The sequence below is a fragment of the Providencia sp. 2.29 genome (assembly GCF_015832305.1).
In the GTDB taxonomy this organism is placed as follows: Bacteria; Pseudomonadota; Gammaproteobacteria; order Enterobacterales; family Enterobacteriaceae; genus Providencia; species Providencia stuartii.
This window is the reverse complement of record NZ_CP065420.1, coordinates 45,230-67,937: the sequence shown is the minus strand read 5'-3', so window position 1 is coordinate 67,937 and position 22,708 is coordinate 45,230. Positions and strand designations below refer to the sequence as shown.

Annotated in this window: 22 protein-coding genes; 17 read left to right on the top strand and 5 right to left on the bottom strand. The window is 42.2% G+C overall.

Features of this window, described 5'->3' with window-relative positions; translation table 11 throughout:
• From rbsC to rbsD, 3 genes are read right to left on the bottom strand one after another with little or no spacing between them, the layout of a single operon-like run.
• Positions 1-963, bottom strand: coding sequence for a ribose ABC transporter permease (gene rbsC, locus I3B46_RS00265; protein WP_004923956.1), 963 nt, complete (start codon positions 961-963; stop codon positions 1-3).
• Complete coding sequence (gene rbsA, locus I3B46_RS00260; RefSeq protein ID WP_060560762.1) at positions 960-2,474, bottom strand: ribose ABC transporter ATP-binding protein RbsA; 1,515 nt, start codon at positions 2,472-2,474, stop codon at positions 960-962. Before rbsA ends, rbsC begins: the two co-directional genes overlap by 4 nt.
• A gap of 7 nt (positions 2,475-2,481) precedes the next feature.
• Positions 2,482-2,901 (bottom strand): D-ribose pyranase, encoded by a 420-nt coding sequence (gene rbsD, locus I3B46_RS00255; protein ID WP_004923960.1) that lies wholly within the window; start codon positions 2,899-2,901, stop codon positions 2,482-2,484.
• Positions 2,902-3,181: 280 nt separating this feature from the next.
• Between rbsD and ravA the strand changes: the two genes are divergently transcribed.
• Together ravA and viaA are read left to right on the top strand one after the other, a co-directional pair.
• On the top strand, positions 3,182-4,696 hold the full coding sequence (gene ravA, locus I3B46_RS00250; RefSeq protein WP_004923961.1) for an ATPase RavA: 1,515 nt from the start codon (positions 3,182-3,184) through the stop codon (positions 4,694-4,696).
• Positions 4,697-4,698: 2 nt separating this feature from the next.
• Positions 4,699-6,156, top strand: coding sequence for an ATPase RavA stimulator ViaA (gene viaA, locus I3B46_RS00245; RefSeq protein ID WP_004923962.1), 1,458 nt, complete (start codon positions 4,699-4,701; stop codon positions 6,154-6,156).
• On the opposite strand, the gene asnA is transcribed toward viaA, so the two are convergent.
• A complete protein-coding gene (gene asnA, locus I3B46_RS00240) occupies positions 6,157-7,149 on the bottom strand; it encodes an aspartate--ammonia ligase (RefSeq protein WP_004923963.1) in 993 nt (330 codons plus the stop codon). It lies immediately after the preceding gene.
• A gap of 161 nt (positions 7,150-7,310) precedes the next feature.
• On the opposite strand from asnA, the gene asnC reads away from it, so the two are divergent.
• The 15 genes from asnC (at position 7,311) to glmS (ending at position 22,207) form a co-directional block, all read left to right on the top strand.
• The gene (gene asnC / locus I3B46_RS00235; RefSeq protein WP_004923964.1) at positions 7,311-7,772 is read left to right on the top strand and encodes a transcriptional regulator AsnC; all 462 of its coding nucleotides are present in this window, start codon (positions 7,311-7,313) and stop codon (positions 7,770-7,772) included.
• Between the two features lie 91 nt (positions 7,773-7,863).
• Positions 7,864-8,298, top strand: a complete 435-nt coding sequence (gene mioC, locus I3B46_RS00230) for an FMN-binding protein MioC (protein ID WP_104873098.1) — start codon at positions 7,864-7,866, stop codon at positions 8,296-8,298.
• 384 nt (positions 8,299-8,682) lie between these two features.
• On the top strand, positions 8,683-10,572 hold the full coding sequence (mnmG, locus tag I3B46_RS00225; RefSeq protein WP_004923968.1) for a tRNA uridine-5-carboxymethylaminomethyl(34) synthesis enzyme MnmG: 1,890 nt from the start codon (positions 8,683-8,685) through the stop codon (positions 10,570-10,572).
• A gap of 2 nt (positions 10,573-10,574) precedes the next feature.
• Entirely contained in the window at positions 10,575-11,198 is a 624-nt protein-coding gene (gene rsmG, locus I3B46_RS00220; RefSeq protein WP_014657142.1) for a 16S rRNA (guanine(527)-N(7))-methyltransferase RsmG, read from the top strand.
• A 601-nt stretch (positions 11,199-11,799) separates the two neighbouring features.
• Positions 11,800-12,177 carry a F0F1 ATP synthase subunit I gene (atpI, locus tag I3B46_RS00215; protein WP_004923974.1) on the top strand — a complete coding sequence of 126 codons (378 nt, stop codon included), beginning with the start codon at positions 11,800-11,802 and terminating at the stop codon, positions 12,175-12,177.
• Positions 12,178-12,210: 33 nt separating this feature from the next.
• Positions 12,211-13,029 (top strand): F0F1 ATP synthase subunit A, encoded by an 819-nt coding sequence (gene atpB / locus I3B46_RS00210; RefSeq protein WP_004923976.1) that lies wholly within the window; start codon positions 12,211-12,213, stop codon positions 13,027-13,029.
• Between the two features lie 46 nt (positions 13,030-13,075).
• On the top strand, positions 13,076-13,297 hold the full coding sequence (gene atpE / locus I3B46_RS00205) for a F0F1 ATP synthase subunit C (RefSeq protein WP_004923979.1): 222 nt from the start codon (positions 13,076-13,078) through the stop codon (positions 13,295-13,297).
• Between the two features lie 57 nt (positions 13,298-13,354).
• On the top strand, positions 13,355-13,825 hold the full coding sequence (gene atpF, locus I3B46_RS00200; RefSeq protein ID WP_004923980.1) for a F0F1 ATP synthase subunit B: 471 nt from the start codon (positions 13,355-13,357) through the stop codon (positions 13,823-13,825).
• 12 nt (positions 13,826-13,837) lie between these two features.
• The gene (atpH, locus tag I3B46_RS00195) at positions 13,838-14,371 is read left to right on the top strand and encodes a F0F1 ATP synthase subunit delta (protein WP_004923982.1); all 534 of its coding nucleotides are present in this window, start codon (positions 13,838-13,840) and stop codon (positions 14,369-14,371) included.
• A gap of 14 nt (positions 14,372-14,385) precedes the next feature.
• Positions 14,386-15,927 carry a F0F1 ATP synthase subunit alpha gene (gene atpA, locus I3B46_RS00190; protein ID WP_004923988.1) on the top strand — a complete coding sequence of 514 codons (1,542 nt, stop codon included), beginning with the start codon at positions 14,386-14,388 and terminating at the stop codon, positions 15,925-15,927.
• Positions 15,928-15,981: 54 nt separating this feature from the next.
• Positions 15,982-16,845: a F0F1 ATP synthase subunit gamma gene (atpG, locus tag I3B46_RS00185; RefSeq protein WP_004923989.1), complete on the top strand. Its 864-nt coding sequence runs from the start codon at positions 15,982-15,984 to the stop codon at positions 16,843-16,845.
• A gap of 34 nt (positions 16,846-16,879) precedes the next feature.
• Entirely contained in the window at positions 16,880-18,262 is a 1,383-nt protein-coding gene (gene atpD / locus I3B46_RS00180) for a F0F1 ATP synthase subunit beta (RefSeq protein WP_004923990.1), read from the top strand.
• A gap of 21 nt (positions 18,263-18,283) precedes the next feature.
• Entirely contained in the window at positions 18,284-18,709 is a 426-nt protein-coding gene (locus I3B46_RS00175) for a F0F1 ATP synthase subunit epsilon (RefSeq protein WP_004923991.1), read from the top strand.
• A 126-nt stretch (positions 18,710-18,835) separates the two neighbouring features.
• On the top strand, positions 18,836-20,206 hold the full coding sequence (gene glmU / locus I3B46_RS00170) for a bifunctional UDP-N-acetylglucosamine diphosphorylase/glucosamine-1-phosphate N-acetyltransferase GlmU (protein WP_088498815.1): 1,371 nt from the start codon (positions 18,836-18,838) through the stop codon (positions 20,204-20,206).
• 168 nt (positions 20,207-20,374) lie between these two features.
• Positions 20,375-22,207, top strand: coding sequence for a glutamine--fructose-6-phosphate transaminase (isomerizing) (glmS, locus tag I3B46_RS00165; protein ID WP_004923999.1), 1,833 nt, complete (start codon positions 20,375-20,377; stop codon positions 22,205-22,207).
• A gap of 72 nt (positions 22,208-22,279) precedes the next feature.
• On the opposite strand, the gene I3B46_RS00160 is transcribed toward glmS, so the two are convergent.
• The gene (locus tag I3B46_RS00160) at positions 22,280-22,684 is read right to left on the bottom strand and encodes a ParB N-terminal domain-containing protein (protein ID WP_004924000.1); all 405 of its coding nucleotides are present in this window, start codon (positions 22,682-22,684) and stop codon (positions 22,280-22,282) included.
• Positions 22,685-22,708 lie beyond the last annotated feature (24 nt).

The window sequence follows — 22,708 nt, the reverse complement described above, 5'->3', positions numbered from 1 at the left end:
TTACTTTTTATTATCAACGAGTACGGCAAGTAAGATGACAACCGCTTTTACAATCATTTGATAGTTTGATGATATACCTAGTAAGTTTAAGCCATTATTGAGAAAACCTAAGATAAGAGCACCAATCAAAGTTCCAACAATGCGTCCTTTACCACCAGCCAGACTTGTACCGCCAAGAACAACAGCGGCAATTGCGTCAAGCTCATAACCATTACCAGCCATTGGTTGTGCTGACGACAGTCGAGCAACTTCAATAACACTCGCCAATGCCGCTAATAATCCACACAGGGCATAGACAATAATTTTAATTCTGTCGACATTAATGCCGGATAAGCGCGTCGCGGCTTCATTTCCACCCAATGCATAGATATATCGACCCAAACGGGTATGGTGTAATAGATACCATGCCGCGGCAAACACAATGATCATCAACCAAACAGGGGTCGGGATCCCGAAGGGACGACCAATACCAAACCAGCCGAAAAGATCTGCATTATCACTGAAACCTGTATTGATCGGGCTACCATCTGTATACACACGTGTCACCCCCCGCAATAACAACATCATGACTAATGTCGCAATAAAGGCTTGAACTTTACCTTTGGCGACAATCACCCCCGTACAAGCACCAATAGCAGCCCCAAGGGCTAATGCTCCCGCAACAGCGACGAAGGCATTCACATCAGCCCCCACCATCGATGCCGCAACAGCCCCTGTTAAAGCCAGTAATGAACCAACAGATAGGTCAATACCGGAGGTTAAGATCACCAACGTCATCCCCACAGCCATGATGGCGTTAACCGATGTCTGTTGCAGGATATTAAACAGGTTATTAAGGGTGAAAAAATTCGGGCTAAGGGATGAAACAATGGCAATTAACACTAATAATGCAATCAGTGATTTTTGCTCCATTAGCCATGCTTTACTGAACCAACGTTTTGAGGTTGTGGTATTCGATGTCATTCTGATAACTCCTGAACTGAGCCGTAGCTTTTGCCAACAGCGGCAGCCATTAAGACTTCTTGAGTGGCCTGTTTAGCTGAAAACTCACCGCTAATATGCCCTTCATGCATAACGAGAATGCGGTCACTCATCCCAATCACTTCTGGCATTTCAGAAGAAACTAAGATGATGCTCAGCCCTTCTTTTTTAAATTGGTTAATTAATTGATAGATCTCTTTTTTAGCCCCAACATCCACACCTCGAGTTGGTTCATCTAAAATCAGGACTTTAGGCCTTGTCATCAAACCACGCGCAATCGCGACTTTTTGCTGATTTCCTCCCGATAGGTTGCCAATAATCTGATCCATGGAAGGGGTTTTGATATTAAATAAGCGAATAAAGTCACCGACCGTCTGTTGTTCTTCTTTATGTTTAAGATTGCCGCCAGCACGACTAAAGTAACGAAGTGCTGTCAACGACATGTTCTCTTTGACGGACATGCCTAGTACTAAACCGTCACGTTTACGATCTTCCGAGATATAGACAATGCCGTTATTTAAACCATCTTGTGGCGTTTTTAATGAAATACTTTTGCCATCAAGGCGTACTTCACCTGATTTTTTTGTCGCAGCGCCGTAAATGATCTTCATTAATTCAGTACGCCCTGCTCCCATCAAACCAGAAACGCCTAGAATTTCACCGCTTCTCAATGAAAAGCAGGCATTATCGACACCAGGGCCTGATACATTTTCAACCTGTAAGCGAACCTCTCCCACCGGAACATGAATACGTGGGTATTGGTCTTCTAATTTACGGCCCACCATCATTTCAATCAGTGTTTCTTCTTCTAATTCTTTGACAGGTTTTTCACCGATAAATTGTCCATCACGAAACACGGTTACATCATCACAGATTTCAAAAATCTCTTTTAAGCGATGAGAGATATAAACAATTCCACGCCCTTGCGCTTTAAGCTCTTCAATAACTCGAAAGAGTGATGCTGTTTCCGTATCTGTGAGGGCATCCGTTGGTTCGTCCATGATGATGACTTGCGATTCAAAACTTAACACTTTCGCTATCTCAACCATTTGCTGTTCGCCAATAGAAAGCTCAGCGATCAATTGATGGCTGTCATAATCCAAGTTCAGGCGTTTTAGTAGCTTATCGGATTCACTGAACATGGTTTTCCAGTCGATTTTGCCGAATTTATTAACAAATTCGCGACCAAGGAAAATATTTTCAGCAATTGTCAGTTCAGGGATCAAATTAAGCTCTTGATGAATAATACCAATCCCTGCTTCTTGTGAATTTTTAGGGCCATGAAAGACCACTTCTTTCCCTAAATAACGGATAGCGCCAGCATCTTTACTATAGATACCTGTAAGCACTTTCATCATGGTGGATTTACCCGCACCATTTTCACCGACTAGCGCCATCACTTTTCCTGGGTAAACTTTAAGTGCAGCACCGTTTAGTGCTTTTACTCCGGGAAAAGACTTTTCAATGCCAATAAGCTCTAATAAAGGCTGCATACACACCTCAAAACGTCACACCAGAACAAAGGATCACATTAGCAAAAGGTGAACACTCCCCTGTTCTAATCACCGCTTTGCTGTCATGAGTCATTTTTTTAAAGCTTTCATGACTACAATATTCCACTGTTATTGGTTTTCCTTGGGCAAGCTCTAATGCCTGCAAATGTGCCAATATCGCATGTTCCATTTCAGGATTAACGGTCGTGATCTCGCCAGCCAAAATTGCCTTTTCAATCTGCATCTCTTGAGTAATGACACTCAATACCGACATCAAATCGGGCAAACCTTGTGTAATAGCTAAATCAATACGTTCAACCTGCTGTGGTATAGGTAACCCAGCATCAGCAATTGTGATATGGTCGGTATGACCTAACTTTGCTATCACGGATGTAATATTGGAATTAAGCAAAATACCTTTTTTCATTGTTCCCGCCGTTTCCTTATGAGCGAAACGTTTCGCTAAATCTAATCATAGATAAGAAAATGAACAACACAATGTTGTTGGCTAAGATTTGTGATCACCATCGAAACGTTTCGTTAACGCCAAAAAGAGAAGAAAAGATGAAAGTATTGAATTAGTTATAGCTGAATCGTTTTTGTTGATAGTGAGTCTAAATCAAAGAAAAATGACAAAATTCGTTGCAAAATTGGCACCTCGATGGATAACCTAGCAATAAATGACATAAATAATAAAAGGAACGAATATGCAGTTAGCGGAAAGAATCGCCCAACTTAGCAATTACCTTGAAAGTGGTTTGTATGAACGCCAGCAAGCAATTCGTTTATGTTTATTGGCCACATTAAGTGGTGAAAGTGTCTTTCTTTTAGGGCCTCCAGGTATCGCTAAAAGCTTAATTGCACGCCGCATGAAGTATGCGTTTCGCCACGCGAATGCGTTCGAATATTTAATGACCCGTTTTTCCACACCAGAGGAAATTTTTGGGCCATTATCCATCCAAGCTTTAAAAGATGAAGGGCGCTATCAACGACTAACAAAAGGCTATTTACCTGATGCTGAGGTGGTTTTTCTTGATGAAATTTGGAAAGCTGGCCCCGCTATCTTAAATACCCTACTCACCGCTATCAATGAACGGAAATTCCGTAATGGGGATGGTGAAAGTGCTATTCCTATGCGTTTATTAGTCACCGCATCTAACGAGCTTCCTGATGCAGACAATAGCTTGGAAGCGCTATTTGACCGAATGCTTATCCGTATTTGGCTCGATAAAGTACAAGAAAAACAAAACTTCCGAGCGTTGCTGACAGGTAAATCCCCCCAAGATGAGTCACTGGTTCCTGAACACTTAAAAATCAGTGATGATGAATATAAAGAGTGGCAACAGCAAATCCCTAAAATTACGCTGCCCGATCACTGTTTTGAACTTATTTATCAACTCCGCCAGCAACTGGATGCCACCGATAAACACCTTTATGTCTCGGATAGACGCTGGAAAAAAGCGGTCTATTTATTACAAGCCAGTGCGTTTTTTAATGGGCGAAATACCATTTCACCCCTTGATATCATCCTATTAAAAGATTGTTTATGGCATGACATGCAATCGATGAATGCCTTACCTCAATTACTCAAGTCCATATTAGAAGAAGATGGCTGGCAACAGAGAAAACTCTCTCGTGAAATAGAAATGCTCTACCAAGAGTGGACCTCATCAACCCAAGATCAAAACAATCAAAATGCTTTTAAGGTCAATAAAAATACGCCAATGTTTGCTCGTAAGCCAACGTACACTCTTCCAGAAAATATCAAAGAGGGGCGTTTAACGCTATTTTTGCATAAGCCACTACAGTTACATGATATAAAAGTAACGTTTATTACCACGGATAAAAAGTTACTGACTCATTTTCTAACGAAAGGTACTACTCTATCAGCTCACCTCAATGGTATTGGTTTTGCACAAGAAATTGCTGCTGAAATTAATAACTTAAATCAGATTCAGCTATTAGATGTGAGTCACCAAGCTTCCACTCTTTATTTACAAGAATCCACCACCACCGTCGATAAAACGGATAACACACAATGGTTAGAAAAGCTTGATAAGATCCAACAAGATATTCAATCGGCGCGTTATCAATTTGAACAACAACAGCCCAATTTATTTATTGAATCAAGCTGGCTGGCAGGAATCGAAGGAAGCTTTATGAAGTTAACTGAAAAGCTCACTCAGTTACGTAATCAAATAACAGGAAAAATGGCGGATTAACTATGCTGAGTTTAGCCACGCTAGACTTATTGCTTTCCGTTAATGAAAGCCAGCTTATAGAAGAGATTATTATCTCTCTTCTTGCCACACCTCAACTCGCCGTTTTCTTTGAAAAACACCCTCGACTTAAAAAAGCCCTGTTAAAAGATTTATCGGAATGGAAAAAAGATCTTAAACAAAAGCTGCAAGATGCCTTAGTGCCTGCTCAACTCGCTGAGGAGTTTCAACTTTATCAACAGTCTCTTGGTCAAGCGACTGAGTTATTTTTTAATCAATTACCCGAGATTATTGAAACACTAAAAGCCATAGACTCTCCTTTTTATGCCGAAGCCTGCAAATTAAGTTCAGGTAAAATAGAGAATAAAAGCGCTAGGCAAAGTTTATTTATCCAACGCTGGCGGATCAGTTTGATATTGCAGGTGACAACTTTACATAAGGAGTTATTAGAGCAAGAAAAAGAGCAGTTACTCGCTGAACTACAACAACGGCTCGCGTTAAGCGGTAATCTCGAAGAGATTTTAGGCGAAAATGAGCGGGCTGCTGGCCGGTTATGGGATTTAAGTAAAGGGCTAAATACAGCATCAGCCTATAATGATAAGTTATTGAATCAATATAGTGATTTTTTACGTCAACAACCTGAATTGGAAAAGATAGCTCAATTATTAGGCCGCAGCCAATCTGCTCGCACCCTGCCTGAAGATAGCGTGCTGCTAGAGCCAATGACTATCTTCGAGAAAGTCCCTGAAACAATACCAGAGCAAGTTGATGGATTAAGCCAAAGTGATGACGTATTACGACTATTACCTACCGAATTAGCGATGTTAGGGCTTGAAGAAATTGAGTTTGAGTTCTATCGAAAACTGCTTGAAAAGCAGTTAATCACTTATCGTCTCCAAGGAGAAAGTTGGCAAGAAAGACGAGTATTGCGCCCCGTAACTCACCATCATCATGAAGAGCAACCTAGAGGGCCTTTTATTGTCTGTATTGACACTTCAGGCTCTATGGGGGGAATAAATGAGCGATGTGCAAAAGCATTTTGCCTCGCATTATTAAAAATTGCACTGGCAGATAACCGTTCATGTCACATCATGTTATTTTCTACTGAACTCGTCCATTATGATTTACTCTCCGTGGATGGTTTAGAGCAGTGTATTCGTTTTTTACACCAAACATTTCGTGGAGGAACAGATTTAGCTAACTGTTTGCAAGAAACGGTCAAAAAACTCGAAACCCCGACATGGTCAGATGCTGACGCGGTGGTGATTTCCGATTTTGTTTCTCAACGTTTGCCTGACGAATTAATCAAAAAGATAAGATCCCTTCAGCAGGTAGGGAAATACCGCTTCCATGCGGTATCTGTTTCAAATTATGGGAAACCCGGCATCATGAAGATATTTGATCATATCTGGCGCTTTGATACCGGATTAAAAAGCAGGTTATTGCGCCGCTTTAGTCGCTAACTACAGCATACCCGCAACAGATTCACGAGTTTCTGGAGACCAAACACCACATTGAACTTGGCCAATGTGCTGACGTTGGAGCAGTAACATCACTAAACGTGACTGACCAATACCGCCGCCGATAGTCTGTGGCATTTTGCCTTCGACTAATGCTTGGTGCCATTCTAGCTCCATGCGCTTTTCATCGCCTGTTAAGCTTAGCTGACGAGTCAAGCACTCAGGGCTAACACGGATCCCCATTGACGAGATTTCAAATGCGTCTTGCAACACTGGGTTCCACACAATGATGTCACCGTTTAAGCCTTTAAAGCCATCTTCGTTTTCAGTTGTCCAGTCATCGTAGTCTGGTGCACGCACATCATGCGCTTCACCGTTTGATAGCTTCCCACCGATACCGATAAGGAAAACAGCGCCTAATTCTTTAGCAATCGCACGTTCACGGCCTTTTGCATCTAAATCAGGATAGCGTTGTAGCAGTTCTTCACTGTGGATAAAGTGAATTTGGTCTGGCAGGAACGGTGCCAGCCCAAATTCGCTGCTAATTGCGGCTTCTGTTTGTTTTATTGCCTGATAGATTTTACCCACTGTCTGCTTCAGATAAGGAAGTGTACGCTCCTCATCTGCCATCACTTTTTCCCAATCCCACTGATCAACGTAAACAGAGTGGATTGGTGTTAAGCGATCTTCGTCCGGACGTAACGCTTTCATATGAGTATAAAGGCCTTGACCTTGTTTAAAATCGAAACGGCCTAATGTCTTACGTTTCCATTTAGCCAAGGAGTGAACCACTTCAAAGGTTGCGTCAGGAATTGATTTTACTTTTACTTGAACCGCTTTTTCATGGCCTGACAAGTTATCCTGAGTTCCATCACCTAAACGGCTTAAGATAGGACCTTGAACTTCAATTAAGCCAAGCTCTTTTTCAAGTAAACGTGAAAAATAAGATTTAACAAAGCTGATTTGCTGCTGTTGTTCGATGAATGATTTGTCCATTTTATTTACCCATAATTTGTTAGCTGCGTTAGCCGATGTGTAGATTAAGCAACAAAACAGGGGTGGAATTCAATATACTTCATTAAAAAAACACTTTCCCATTTATTTTATCTAAAAAAATGGGTATAAAAATGAGAATCCGTTAAATTAAGGAGGTAATAATGCCTGAAAATTATCAAATCGATAATCTCGATCGTGACATACTTCACGAATTAATGCGCAATGCACGTACAGCTTATGCTGAACTTGCTAAAAAATTCTCCGTTAGCCCAGGTACTATTCACGTCCGTGTAGAAAAAATGAAGCAGGCAGGGATCATTACAGGAACACGTATTGATATCAGCCCGAAACAACTCGGTTTTGATGTGTGCTGCTTTATTGGCATTATTTTGAAAAGTGCTAAAGATTATCACACCGCCCTCAAAAAATTAGACGCCCTAGAAGAAGTAGTTGAGGTCTACTATACGACTGGGCAGTACAGTATTTTTATTAAGGTGATGTGCCGATCTATTGATGCCCTCCAAGACGTACTTATCAACAAAATTCAAACTATCGATGAAATTCAATCGACAGAAACGCTGATCTCGCTACAGAACCCGATCATGAGAACAATCACCCCATAGAAAAAAATTTATATAACCACATTATCCACAGGTAGATCCCAGCTCATTCACAGCGTACAATAACGCCCTAATATTGCTATCAGGAATCACCATGACAAAAGTAACCCTAATTAGTGGCAGCACAATGGGCAGTGCTGAGTATGTTGCAGAACATATGGCTGAGATCTTAGAAGAACTTGGTTATGAAACAGAAGTGCAGCATGGGCCTGATCTTGACTCACTTCCACGTGAAGGTTTATGGCTGGTGGTGAGTTCCACTCATGGGGCAGGCGATCTTCCTGAAAATATTCAACCTCTAGCTGAACAAATTGAAAGCCAATCCCCTGATCTTAGTCAGGTGCTGTTTGGTAGTGTAGGTATCGGTAGTTCTGAATATGACACTTTCTGTGGTGCGATCCATAAATTAAGTCGCCTATTAGTCGATCATGGGGCGAAAAGGATCGGTGAGCCACTAGAAATCGATGTACAGCAACACGAAATACCGGAAGATCCGGCAGGGGAATGGGTTAAAATTTGGGCAAACTAACTCTAGTTTGTTCAAAATAACAACGAACAGATGTGGATAACTCTGGTAAGATCGCGGTATTAACCCGTAGTTATCCATAGTATAAGTTTTAAAGGGTCGGGTGCCTGTGCATAACCCCCCTTTTAGATCCCAGCTTATACGCAAAAGGATCACGGATCATTCACAGTATATGATCCTTTACACTTTTATGATCTTTAAAGTGAAAAGTCAGTTATCCACAGATATCGATGATCCTAATAAAAGATCTAATAAAGAGATCTTTAAATAAAAAGATCTTTATATAATAAGGCTCGGATCAACTTAGCTTGGTCTATCCTTAAAACTTGAGTAGAATTCTCTCCTCGAATGCAACACTCAGCATTTTTCTAACGTTAAGGTTCACACATGTTTTATCCAGAGCAATTTGACGTCATCGTAATTGGTGGTGGTCATGCCGGTACTGAAGCAGCAATGGCAGCTGCACGTATGGGGCGTCAAACCCTATTACTGACTCACAATATTGATACATTGGGCCAGATGTCTTGCAACCCAGCCATCGGTGGGATCGGTAAGGGGCATCTGGTAAAAGAAATTGATGCCCTTGGTGGCCTAATGGCTATCGCGACAGACAAAGCGGGTATTCAATTTAGAACCCTCAATGCCAGTAAAGGGCCAGCTGTTCGTGCAACTCGAGCACAAGCAGACCGCGTCCTTTATCGCCAAGCGGTAAGAACGGCTTTAGAAAATCAACCAAATCTCATGATCTTCCAACAACCCGTGGAAGACTTAATTGTGGAAAATAACACGGTTACTGGTGCGGTAACCCGTATGGGGCTGAAATTTAAAGCCAAAGCAGTTGTGTTGACAGTCGGTACTTTCCTTGATGGAAAAATCCACATTGGTTTAGAAAATTACAGTGGTGGACGAGCAGGGGATCCCCCATCTGTTTCACTGTCACAGCGCCTAAGAGAATTACCTTTACGTGTTAATCGTTTAAAAACGGGTACACCACCAAGAATTGATGCTAGAACAATAGATTTTAGCCAATTAGCTCAACAGCTTGGTGATGATCCAATGCCTGTATTCTCCTTTTTAGGATCACAGGATCAACATCCACAACAGATGCCTTGCTATATCACTCATACGAATGAAAAAACCCATGATGTGATTAGAAATAACCTTGATCGTAGCCCAATGTATGCTGGGATCATTGAAGGGATCGGTCCTCGTTATTGCCCATCGATCGAAGATAAAGTCATGCGCTTTGCCGATCGTGACGCTCACCAGATCTTTTTAGAACCTGAAGGGTTAACGAGCAATGAAATATACCCTAATGGGATCTCCACCAGCCTACCATTTGATGTACAGATGCAAATTGTCCACTCAATGAAAGGGATGGAAAATGCAAGGATCGTACGTCCGGGTTACGCTATTGAGTATGATTTCTTTGACCCTAGAGACCTAAAACAAACACTTGAAAGTAAGTTTATTAATGGTTTGTTCTTTGCTGGTCAAATTAACGGAACTACAGGTTATGAAGAAGCTGGTGCGCAAGGGTTGCTAGCTGGCTTAAATGCGGCTCAATATGCTTTTGATTTAGAAGGTTGGTTCCCTCGTCGTGACCAAGCTTACATGGGAGTGCTGGTGGATGACCTTTGCACCCTAGGAACAAAAGAGCCTTACCGTATGTTTACTTCTCGTGCAGAATATCGATTAATGTTACGTGAGGACAATGCTGACTTGCGCTTAACAGAAAAAGGTCGTGAGTTAGGATTAGTCGATGATGTCCGTTGGGCTCACTTTAACAACAAAGTTGAGTTGATTGAGAAAGAGCGTCAACGCCTAAAAGATATTTGGGTTCATCCAAAATCTGAAGGTCATGATGAAATCAATCAGATACTGTCAGTTCCGCTTTCTAAAGAAGCGAACGGGGAAGACTTATTACGTCGCCCTGAAATGGATTACCAAACATTAATTTCACTAAGCCGTTTTGCACCGGGGATCACCGATCCTCAAGCTGCGGATCAAGTTGAAATTCAAGTGAAATATGAAGGTTATATCGCTCGTCAGCAAGAAGAGATTGAGCGCCAACTACGCAATGAAAACACCTTATTGCCTGTTGATCTTGATTATAAGCAAGTCAAAGGGTTATCAAATGAAGTGATGGCTAAGCTAAATGATCATAAGCCAACTTCAATTGGTCAAGCTTCGCGTATTTCGGGAATTACTCCAGCAGCAATTTCCATCTTGCTTGTTTGGTTAAAAAAGCAAGGCATGTTGCGTAGGAGCGCTTAATAATGAGTTTATTAGCACAACTAACGCGCTTATCGGCTCTCGCGAACATTGAATTAACCGATCAACAAAAGCAGCAGCTAGTGGGATATGTCGAACTACTGGCGAAATGGAATAAGGCTTATAACCTGACCTCTGTTCGTGACCCTCAACAAATGTTAATCCGTCATATTATGGATAGCATAGTGGTGAACGGTCAGCTTAAGGGCACATCATTTATTGATGTTGGAACGGGGCCGGGGTTGCCTGGAGTACCGTTAGCGATTGTTCGACCTGATTCGCATTTTGTTTTACTTGATAGTTTAGGGAAGCGAATTCGCTTCCTCAAACAAGTCCAACATGAGCTAGGGTTAAATAATATTGAGCCGATTCAATCACGTGTTGAAGAGTATCAGCCTGAAGCAGGGTTTGATGGCGTAATTAGCCGCGCATTTGCTTCCTTAAGTGATATGTTGAGCTGGTGCCATCATCTGCCAAATGCTTCTGGGAAGTTCTATGCATTGAAGGGAGCGGTGCGTGAAGAGGAACTGACTGACTTACCTGATAATTTTTCAATTGATACCATCGTTGAATTGAACGTGCCTGAACTTGATGAACAACGTCATTTAGTGATTTTATCTTTAAAATAAAGTTGCTTTTCATCAATAAATTTTTATCTTTTAGAGCTTTAGCAGTAGCATTTACAATGTTACTGCTATTTTTATTTTTACCTTATTCTCTCAATTCGGGTTTTACGTGATATTTACACGGTAATAACGAATAACTAGCAAAAATGAACATTAGAGATTAAAAAATATCTCTAAATGGATATTTTAGATAAATCCAGTTTGTGTCTTAGTTAATTAATAATGAAATATTTGATTTATTATGGCTTTTTTTTGTTTAAAAAATATCGCTTTTAATTATTTGATTTATGGCTCAAATCTTTTTTTTCTTAGTGAGAACGCGGGAGTCCGCTAATAATCTGAACAGTAAATATTGTGATACTCATCACAGAAAAATGTTTTTAGTTGTCGAGTCATTAACTATTTATTAATTATTATTGCCACATTTCTGCGCTATCTCGAAAAAATTAAATATTTATTCACCTTTTCGCTACTTACTGATTGAATTCATTTCGCCTGCCCGTATAATTTGCTCGTTTTTGTCTCTTGACACATTTAAGCAAAGACAGTTTTATACAACACTTAGCGTTTCTGAGGCTGAGAATAGCTGGGAGTACAAAAAGTTATGTCTGTATCCCTTTACGACAACAAATATGCTGTAAAGCAGTTGTCTTTTCAGTTAATAACTTTTGTGATCCTCAGTGGGGCTTTCTGTGCAAATAGTATAGAATGGGGGGCCTCTGCTCTTGCGGGTGGTTTAGCATGCTGGTTACCAAATATCGTATTTATGCTGCTAGTCCACTTTCAGAAAGCAAAAGAAGAGGATGAACCTGTCCGCATTGCCTGGTTCTTTGCATTAGGAGCAGGGCTAAAGGTTGTTACAACTATTATCGTACTAGTTGTTGCTTTTGGTGTGTTTAAAGCGTCATTAACACCACTGGGTTTGGCCTATTTAGCTGTGCTAATTGTTCAGATTGTTGCACCAGCCGTTTTTAAACGGTAAGTAATTTTAAACTACAAAAGGGTAAGAGGCATCATGTCTGCATCAGGAGAAGTGATGACTACAAATGAGTACATAGGTCACCATCTGAAAAACCTTCAGTTGGATCTACGTACCTTTGAGTTGGTCGATCCCCACGCTAGTCCAACATTTTGGACGTTGAACATTGACTCGCTTTTTTTCTCGATAGTTCTCGGGGCTCTGTTCCTGTGGCTATTTAGAAAAGTTGCAGTTAAAGCGACTAGTGGCGTACCCGGTAAGTTACAGACTGCAATAGAACTGATCATTGGTTTTGTTAATAATACCGTTCGTGATATGTATCACGGCAAGAGCAAAGTTATTGCTCCTTTGGCATTAACTGTGTTCGTCTGGGTATTTTTGATGAACCTTCTGGATTTACTCCCTATCGACTTTATTCCATACATTGGTGAGCACTATTTAGGTTTACCTGCTCTGCGTATTGTTCCAACAGCAGATGTCAGTATCACTATGTCTATGGCGATTGGCGTGTTTATCCTAATCCTCTTCTACAGCATTAAGATGAAAGGAATTGGTGGATTTACTAAAGAGTTAACTCTTCAGCCATTTAATCATCCAGTTTTTATTCCTATCAACTTAATTCTTGAAGGGGTAAGCCTGCTATCAAAACCTATATCACTCGGTCTGCGACTGTTTGGTAATATGTATGCGGGTGAATTGATCTTTATTCTTATCGCGGCTCTGCTTCCGTGGTGGTCACAGTGGTTGTTAAGCCTACCTTGGGCTATCTTCCACATACTGATTATTACGTTACAAGCCTTTATTTTTATGGTTCTAACGATTGTCTATCTGTCGATGGCATCTGAAGAGCATTAATTTAACTATCAATTATTGATTAAACTGAAACAAACTGGAGACTATCATGGAACTTGGTATCTTGGCTGCCGCTGTAATGATGGGATTAGCGGCAATCGGTGCTGCTATCGGTATCGGCATCCTAGGTGGTAAATTTTTAGAAGGAGCTGCTCGTCAGCCAGATTTAATCCCTCTGCTGCGTACTCAGTTCTTTATCGTAATGGGTCTAGTCGACGCTATTCCGATGATTGCAGTTGGTCTGGGCCTATATGTGATGTTTGCTAGTTAGCCCTAAACCGCTAACTATTTTGAATATCAAGTGATAATTGAATAAGAGGTATTGTCTGTGAATCTAAATGCAACAATCCTCGGCCAGGCTATCGCGTTTGTCCTGTTTGTTTGGTTCTGTATGAAGTATGTATGGCCACCGATTATGGCGGCCATTGAAAAACGTCAAAAAGAAATTGCTGACGGTTTATCTTCCGCAGAACGTGCTAAAAAGAACCTGGAACTGGCGCAAACCGACGCAACCGACCGACTGAAAAAAGCGAAAGCTGAAGCTCAGGTCATCATCGAACAAGCGAATAAACAACGCAATCAGATGATTGAAGAAGCAAAAGCAGAAGCTGAAGCAGAACGTACAAAAATCGTCGCACAAGCCCAAGCAGAAATTGATGCTGAGCGTAAACGTGCACGTGAAGAGCTACGTAAACAGGTTGCGATGCTTGCTGTCGCAGGTGCCGAGAAGATCATCGAACGTTCCGTGGATGAAGCTGCTAACAGCGACATCGTTGATAAACTAGTCGCTGAACTGTAAGGAGGGAGGGGCATGTCTGAAATCGCTACTGTAGCTCGCCCCTACGCCAAAGCAGCTTTTGACTTTGCTGTGGAAAATCAATCTGTTGAAAAATGGCAAAATATGCTGGCCTTCACCTCTGAGGTGACGCGCAATGAACAGGTTGGTGAGCTACTTTCTGGGTCTATTGCCCCTGATAGGTTAGCAAAAACGTTTATCTCTGTTTGTGGAGATGAAATTGACGAGCATGTTCAAAATCTGATTCGTATTATGGCTGAAAACGGGCGTTTGAGTACGCTACCAGAAGTGTTAGCTCAATTTATCCAATTGCGCGATACCCTGGAATCAACGATTGAAGTTGATGTTATCTCTGCTAACGAATTGAATGAACAGCAGTTAGCCAAAATTTCTGCAGCGATGGAAAAACGTCTGTCACGCAAAGTTAAGCTGAATTGCAAAATTGATAAGTCTGTTATTGCCGGAGTGATTATTCGTGCTGGAGACCTCGTTATTGACGGGAGTGTCCGCGGTCGCTTAGAGCGTTTAACTGACGTCTTGCAGTCTTAAGGGGACTGGAGCATATGCAACTGAATTCCACCGAAATCAGCGAACTGATCAAACAGCGTATTGCTCAGTTCGATGTTGTGAGTGAAGCTCACAATGAAGGTACGATTGTATCCGTTAGTGACGGTATCATTCGTATTCACGGTTTAGCCGAAGTCATGCAGGGTGAAATGATCGCTCTGCCTGGTAACCGTTACGCAATCGCATTGAACTTGGAGCGCGACTCCGTTGGTGCGGTTGTTATGGGTCCTTATGCTGACTTAGCTGAGGGCATGAAAGTTAAATGTACTGGTCGTATTCTTGAAGTTCCAGTGGGTCGTGGCCTGCTAGGACGTGTTGTGAATACACTGGGTGAACCTATTGATGGTAAAGGTCCTGTTGAGCACGATGGCTTCTCACCAGTAGAAGTGATTGCTCCAGGTGTTATCGACCGTCAATCTGTTGATCAACCTGTACAAACTGGTTATAAATCAGTCGATGCGATGATTCCAATCGGTCGTGGTCAGCGTGAGCTTATCATCGGTGACCGTCAAACAGGTAAAACTGCTTTGGCAATCGATGCAATCATCAACCAACGTGATTCTGGCATCAAATGTGTTTACGTTGCTATCGGTCAGAAAGCATCAACGATTTCTAACGTTGTTCGTAAACTGGAAGAACACGGCGCATTAGCTAACACCATCGTTGTTGTTGCAACTGCATCTGAATCAGCTGCACTGCAATACTTAGCACCATACTCTGGTTGTGCGATGGGTGAGTATTTCCGTGACCGTGGTGAAGATGCACTGATCGTTTACGATGACCTGTCTAAGCAGGCTGTCGCGTATCGTCAGATTTCACTATTGCTACGTCGTCCACCTGGACGTGAAGCTTACCCTGGTGACGTTTTCTATCTGCATTCACGTTTGCTGGAGCGTGCTGCTCGCGTTAACGCTGAATACGTTGAAAACTTCACAAAAGGTGAAGTTAAAGGTAAAACAGGTTCATTGACAGCATTGCCTATCATTGAAACTCAGGCTGGTGACGTTTCTGCATTCGTTCCGACTAACGTAATTTCGATTACAGATGGTCAGATCTTCCTAGAATCTAACCTGTTTAACTCTGGTATTCGTCCAGCGGTTAACCCGGGTATTTCTGTATCGCGTGTTGGTGGTGCTGCTCAGACGAAAATCATCAAGAAACTCTCTGGTGGTATCCGTACAGCACTTGCTCAGTATCGTGAACTGGCAGCATTCTCTCAGTTTGCTTCAGACCTTGATGATGCAACGCGTAAGCAGTTGAATCATGGTCAGAAAGTAACTGAACTGCTGAAACAGAAACAATATGCACCGATGTCAGTTGCAGAGCAGGCACTGTCTCTGTTTGCTGCAGAACGTGGATATCTGGAAGATGTTGAGTTAGCGAAAATTGGTGCGTTTGAAGCTGCATTAGTTTCTTATGCATTGCGCGAGCATGCTGACCTTATGAATGAAATCGGCCAGGCGGGTAACTATAACGATGATATCGAAGGCAAGTTGAAAAAACTGCTCGAATCATTTAAAGCAACTCAGTCCTGGTAATACTATTCGGCCCGTAAATTTAAATGGGCCGTCTGGTTAAAAGGAGAAGCAGAAATGGCCGGCGCAAAAGAGATACGTTCCAAGATCGCCAGCGTGCAAAACACGCAGAAGATCACTAAAGCGATGGAAATGGTCGCTGCGTCCAAAATGCGTAAATCGCAGGAACGCATGGCGGCCAGCCGTCCTTATGCAGAGACTATGCGCAGTGTGATTGGTCACCTTGCGTTAGGGAATCTGGAATATAAACATCCATACCTTGAAGAGCGTGAAGTTAAGCGTGTTGGGTATCTGGTTGTTTCTACAGACCGTGGTTTGTGCGGTGGCTTGAACATTAACCTGTTCAAAAAGCTGTTGTCAGACATGAAGACGTGGTCTGAAAAAGGCGTTCAAGTTGACTTGGCTTTGATCGGTTCTAAAGCAGTATCATTCTTTGGTTCTGTTGGTGGCAATGTTGTCACACAGGTGACAGGAATGGGGGATAACCCAACGCTTTCAGACTTGATTGGCCCAGTTAACACTATGCTACAAGCCTATGATGAAGGGCGTTTGGATAAACTGTATGTGGTGACCAATAAGTTCATCAATACAATGTCTCAGGAGCCAACTATTCTTCAACTTCTGCCATTACCTGAAAGTAATGACGAGTCATTGAAGAAAAAATCTTGGGATTATTTATATGAACCCGATCCTAAGGCGTTGCTGGATACCCTGCTGCGTCGTTATATCGAGTCGCAGGTTTATCAGGGCGTCGTTGAAAACCTGGCTAGTGAGCAGGCCGCACGAATGGTAGCAATGAAAGCTGCTACCGATAATGGTGGAAACCTGATCAAAGAGTTGCAGTTGGTTTACAACAAAGCTCGTCAGGCCAGCATTACTCAGGAGCTTACCGAAATTGTTTCGGGTGCTGCCGCGGTTTAACAGCTAGGTTTACGAATTACGTAGAGGATTCAAGATGGCTACTGGAAAGATTATCCAGGTAATCGGCGCCGTTGTGGACGTCGAGTTCCCTCAAGATGCAGTACCAAAAGTGTACGATGCGCTTGAGGTTGTTAACGGTAAAGAAAAACTGGTGCTGGAAGTTCAGCAACAGTTAGGCGGTGGTGTTGTTCGTTGTATCGCAATGGGTACATCAGATGGCCTAAGCCGTGGTTTAGAAGTTAAAAATTTAGAACACCCAATTGAAGTACCAGTAGGTAAAGCAACACTAGGACGTATCATGAACGTTCTGGGTGACCCTATTGATATGAAAGGTGATATCGGCGAAGAAGAGCGTTGGTCTATTCACCGCGCTGCACCAAGCTACGAAGAGCTATCGAGCTCAACTGAACTGCTAGAGACAGGTATCAAAGTCATGGACTTGATCTGTCCATTCGCGAAAGGTGGTAAAGTTGGTCTGTTCGGTGGTGCGGGTGTTGGTAAAACGGTAAACATGATGGAACTTATCCGTAACATCGCGATTGAGCACTCAGGTTACTCAGTATTCGCAGGTGTTGGTGAGCGTACCCGTGAAGGTAACGACTTCTATCATGAAATGACAGATTCAAACGTTCTTGACAAAGTATCACTGGTTTATGGTCAGATGAATGAGCCACCAGGAAACCGTCTACGCGTAGCATTGACTGGTTTGACTATGGCTGAGAAATTCCGTGACGAAGGCCGTGATGTTCTGTTGTTCGTGGATAACATCTATCGTTATACACTGGCAGGTACAGAAGTATCGGCTCTGTTAGGTCGTATGCCATCAGCAGTAGGTTATCAGCCAACATTGGCAGAAGAGATGGGTGTTCTTCAAGAACGTATCACTTCTACTAAGACAGGTTCTATCACCTCTGTACAGGCTGTTTACGTACCTGCGGATGACTTGACTGACCCATCACCAGCAACAACCTTTGCTCACTTGGACGCAACAGTGGTTCTGAGCCGTCAAATCGCTTCTCTGGGTATTTACCCTGCGGTTGACCCTCTGGATTCAACTAGCCGTCAGCTTGACCCACTCATCGTTGGTCAAGAGCACTATGATGTTGCACGTGGCGTTCAGTCTATCCTTCAGCGTTACCAAGAACTGAAAGATATCATTGCAATTCTGGGTATGGATGAATTGTCTGAAGAAGACAAACTGGTTGTTGCTCGTGCTCGTAAGATCCAGCGCTTCCTGTCTCAACCATTCTTCGTTGCAGAAGTCTTTACTGGTTCACCAGGTAAGTTCGTTTCCCTGAAAGACACTATCCGTGGCTTCAAAGGCATTCTGAACGGCGATTACGACCACCTGCCAGAACAAGCGTTCTACATGGTTGGTACCATTGAAGAAGCTGTGGAAAAAGCTAAGAAGCTTTAATCTGGCTGACGGGAGGTTGATATGGTAGCTGCAATGACATACCACCTGACAGTTGTCAGCGCTGAAAAACAGATGTTTGAAGGGCTGGTACAAAAAATTCAGGTGACAGGTAGTGAAGGTGAACTGGGAATTTATCCACAGCACACCCCACTGCTGACTGCCATAAAACCGGGCATGGTACGTATTACTAAGCAATTTGGTGAAGAAGAGCTAATTTACCTCTCTGGCGGTATTTTAGAAGTGCAACCAAATGGCGTTATCGTACTGGCTGATACAGCTATCCGTGGTAAAGATTTAGATGAAGCGCGTGCGCTGGAATCTAAACGCAGAGCGGAAGAACATGTCCGTAAAGCTCACGGTGATGTTGATTATGCTCAGGCATCGGCAGAACTTGCGAAAGCAATAGCGAAACTTCGAGTTATCGAGTTAACTAAAAAGCTGATGTAATGAAGGCAGTATAAAGAAAAGCCAGTCGGTTAATACCTGACTGGCTTTTTTATTTGTGCGAAATATGTAGTAATTTATGTAGGAAATAGGTTTACTTTTATCCCAAAGTTGGAGTTTCAGGAAATTATGACTGTGCAAAGAAAAAGTGTCGTCATTCTTGCTGCTGGAAAGGGCACTCGAATGTATTCAGAACTGCCTAAAGTCCTGCATTTATTAGCAGGTAAACCAATGGTTCAGCATGTTATTGATACAGCTAAATCTGTTGGGGCATCAGACATTCACCTTGTTTATGGACATGGTGGCGATTTACTGAAAGAAAAATTGGGTGAACAAAACCTCAATTGGGTATTACAAGCAGAGCAACTCGGTACAGGGCACGCAATGCAACAAGCTGCCCCACACTTTCAAGATGATGAAGATATCATCATGCTTTATGGTGATGTGCCATTAATTGCGAAAGATACGCTGCAACGCTTAATTGAAGCTAAGCCTGAAGGTGGTATTGGTTTATTAACGGTAATTTTAGATAACCCAACTGGTTATGGCCGTATCATCCGTGAAAACGGTGAAGTTATCGGTATCATTGAACAAAAAGACGCAACTGAAGAGCAACGTAAGATCCAAGAAATCAATACTGGGATCATGGTTGCAAGTGGTAAAGACTTTAAACGTTGGTTATCCCAACTGGATAATAATAATGCTCAGGGTGAATACTATATCACTGACGTTATTGCATTAGCTCATAAAGAGGGGAACAAGATTGAAACTGTTCACCCTAGCCGTTTGAGTGAAATGGAAGGGGTGAATAACCGCTTACAACTTGCCGCTCTTGAACGTATTTATCAAAGAGAACAAGCAGAAAAGCTCCTGCTTGCAGGGGTAATGCTAATTGACCCTGAACGTTTTGATATTCGCGGTACATTGACACATGGGCGCGATATTATCATTGATACGAATGTGATTATTGAAGGTAATGTGACGTTAGGTAATAACGTACATATTCAATCAGGCTGTATTCTTAAAAATTGTGTTATTGGTGATAACTCGGTTATCAGCCCCTATTCTGTGATAGAAAACTCTGAATTATCTGCGGAATGTACAGTCGGTCCTTTTGCTCGTTTACGTCCTGGTGCTAAATTGGCAGCCAAAGCCCATGTAGGTAACTTTGTTGAAATGAAGAATGCCTCATTAGGTGTTGGTTCTAAGGCTGGCCATCTAACCTATTTGGGCGATGCTCAGATTGGTGAAAACGTCAATATTGGTGCTGGAACGATCACCTGTAATTATGACGGTGCGAATAAGTATAAAACCATCATTGGTGATGATGTGTTTGTTGGCTCCGACACCCAGCTAATTGCTCCTGTTTCTGTTGCAAATGGTGCAACCATTGGTGCTGGTACAACGGTAACTCGTGATGTTAATGAAGGTGAGTTAGTCGTGAGTCGTGTGAAACAAGTCCATATTAAAAACTGGCAGCGTCCAGTGAAGAAAAAATAAAATACATTTTTAGGAGAGGTGAATGTGCCTCTCCAATAGTAGCGTTAATAAGATAAAAATATAATAAACCCCATTTTCTACAAGGCTTGGGGAGCAGCAAAAGCTGTAACAACAATCAGGTAGCGACATCATAAGGGCTGGAGCCCTTTGTTTAGGAATAAATTTAATATGTGTGGAATTGTAGGTGCTGTCGCACAACGTGATATTGCAGAAATTTTGATAGAGGGGCTTCGCCGCCTTGAGTATCGTGGTTACGACTCTGCTGGTATGGCTGTCGTTGATCATGAAGGCCATCTTCAGCGTTTACGAGAAGTTGGTAAAGTACAAATGCTGGCGGAAGAAGCGGAGAAAAACCCTGTATCAGGTGGAACGGGGATCGCACATACCCGTTGGGCAACCCATGGTGTTCCGAGTGAACGTAATGCTCACCCACATACTTCTGGTTTTATTGCCGTTGTTCATAATGGGATCATTGAAAACTATTTAGAACTTAAAGAAGAGTTAAAGCAACTTGGCTATATCTTTAGTTCTGATACTGATACCGAAGTGATCGCACACCTTGTTCATCATGAACAACAAAAAGGTGGTGCTTTAGTTGAAGTGGTTCAGCGCGTTATCCCACAATTACGCGGTGCTTATGGCACGGTGATCATGGATAGTCGTACTCCTGAATTATTGGTGGCAGCCCGTTCGGGAAGCCCATTAGTGATTGGTTTAGGTGTGGGTGAAAACTTCCTCGCATCGGATCAACTTGCATTATTGCCTGTTACACGTCGTTTTATTTATCTTGAAGAAGGCGATATTGCGGAAGTCACTCGTCGCACTGTACGTATCTTTGATAAGCAAGGTCAGGCTGTTGAACGAGAGCAAATTGAATCTAATGTTCAATATGATGCAGGTGATAAAGGTGTTTATCGCCACTATATGCAAAAAGAGATCTATGAGCAGCCAATGGCGATTAAAAACACCCTTGAAGGGCGTTTTAGCAAAGACAATGGCATCGATCTGAGTGAGTTAGGCCCTAAAGCAAGTGAAATATTATCTCAAGTTGAGCATATTCAGATTGTAGCTTGTGGTACATCTTACAATGCGGGGATGGTTGCACGTTACTGGTTTGAATCTTTGGCTGGCATTCCTTGTGATGTTGAGATTGCCTCTGAATACCGCTATCGCAAGCCCGCTCATCGTAAAGGCAGCCTGATGATCACGCTATCACAGTCAGGTGAAACGGCTGATACGCTAGCAGCATTACGTTTATCGAAAGAGCTAGGCTATTTGACGTCTCTTGCGGTATGTAACGTGGCTGGCTCTTCATTGGTACGTGAATCAGACTTTGCACTAATGACTAAAGCAGGTGCAGAGATTGGCGTTGCTTCAACCAAAGCGTTCACCACGCAATTAACCGTACTGTTGATGCTGGTCGCCTATATGGGACGTATTAAAGGCGCAAGTCCTGAATTAGAAGAGAGTATTGCTAATGCTCTGCATGCACTGCCTGCACGCATTGAAAGCATGTTATCTCAAGATAAAGTGATTGAGGCGCTGGCGGAAGATTTCTCTGATAAAAATCATGCTCTATTCCTTGGTCGTGGCGAGCAGTACCCTATTGCGGTTGAAGGTGCATTAAAGCTCAAAGAGATCTCTTATATTCACGCAGAAGCGTATGCGGCGGGTGAATTGAAACATGGTCCATTGGCTTTGATTGATGCCGATATGCCTGTCATTATCATTGCACCTAACAACGAACTGTTAGAAAAATTGAAATCTAATATCGAAGAAGTACGCGCTCGTGGTGGCTTGCTTTATGTGTTTGCAGATCAAGATGCAGGCTTTGAAGCGAGTGAGAATATGAAAATTATTCCGTTGCCACATGTTGAAGAGTTGATTGCGCCGATTTTCTATACGGTTCCTCTACAACTGCTCTCTTACCATGTTGCGTTGATCAAAGGTACTGACGTTGACCAACCACGTAACTTGGCTAAATCAGTGACGGTTGAATAAATTAGAATTATTTAAAATTTAAATACATTAAATCCGATTATGCTTTTAACTGCATAATCGGATTTTTTATTTTTATCTTAACATGCTGAGATCAATACCAATTATTGGCAATGATGGTGAAAAGTAATGACACGTTGCTTTATAAGGAAGGAGTTTGTTTTGGTGTAAAATAACATCAAAAATTGTTTGTATATTATAAGGTTGATCTGAGTTTTGATGGTGTACTTTGACTCGTTCATCTTGGTAATTTAGTAAAATACAGGGGAGAAAAGTCAGATTTAACCGCTTAGCCACTTGATAGCGGTGGTTGCCATCCATAATAATGCCGGAGTTTATTTCGCAAGGAATAGGGGTTGTCCAAATACCCTCACCAATTATTTTTTTACTTAAATAGTCGACGTGGCGTTGATCCGTTTCTTCAGATGAGCAAAGAAATTGTATTGGCTTCAGTTCAATATGATAGGTATTGATAGTCATACCCCCTCCTTCTTATCAAGATGG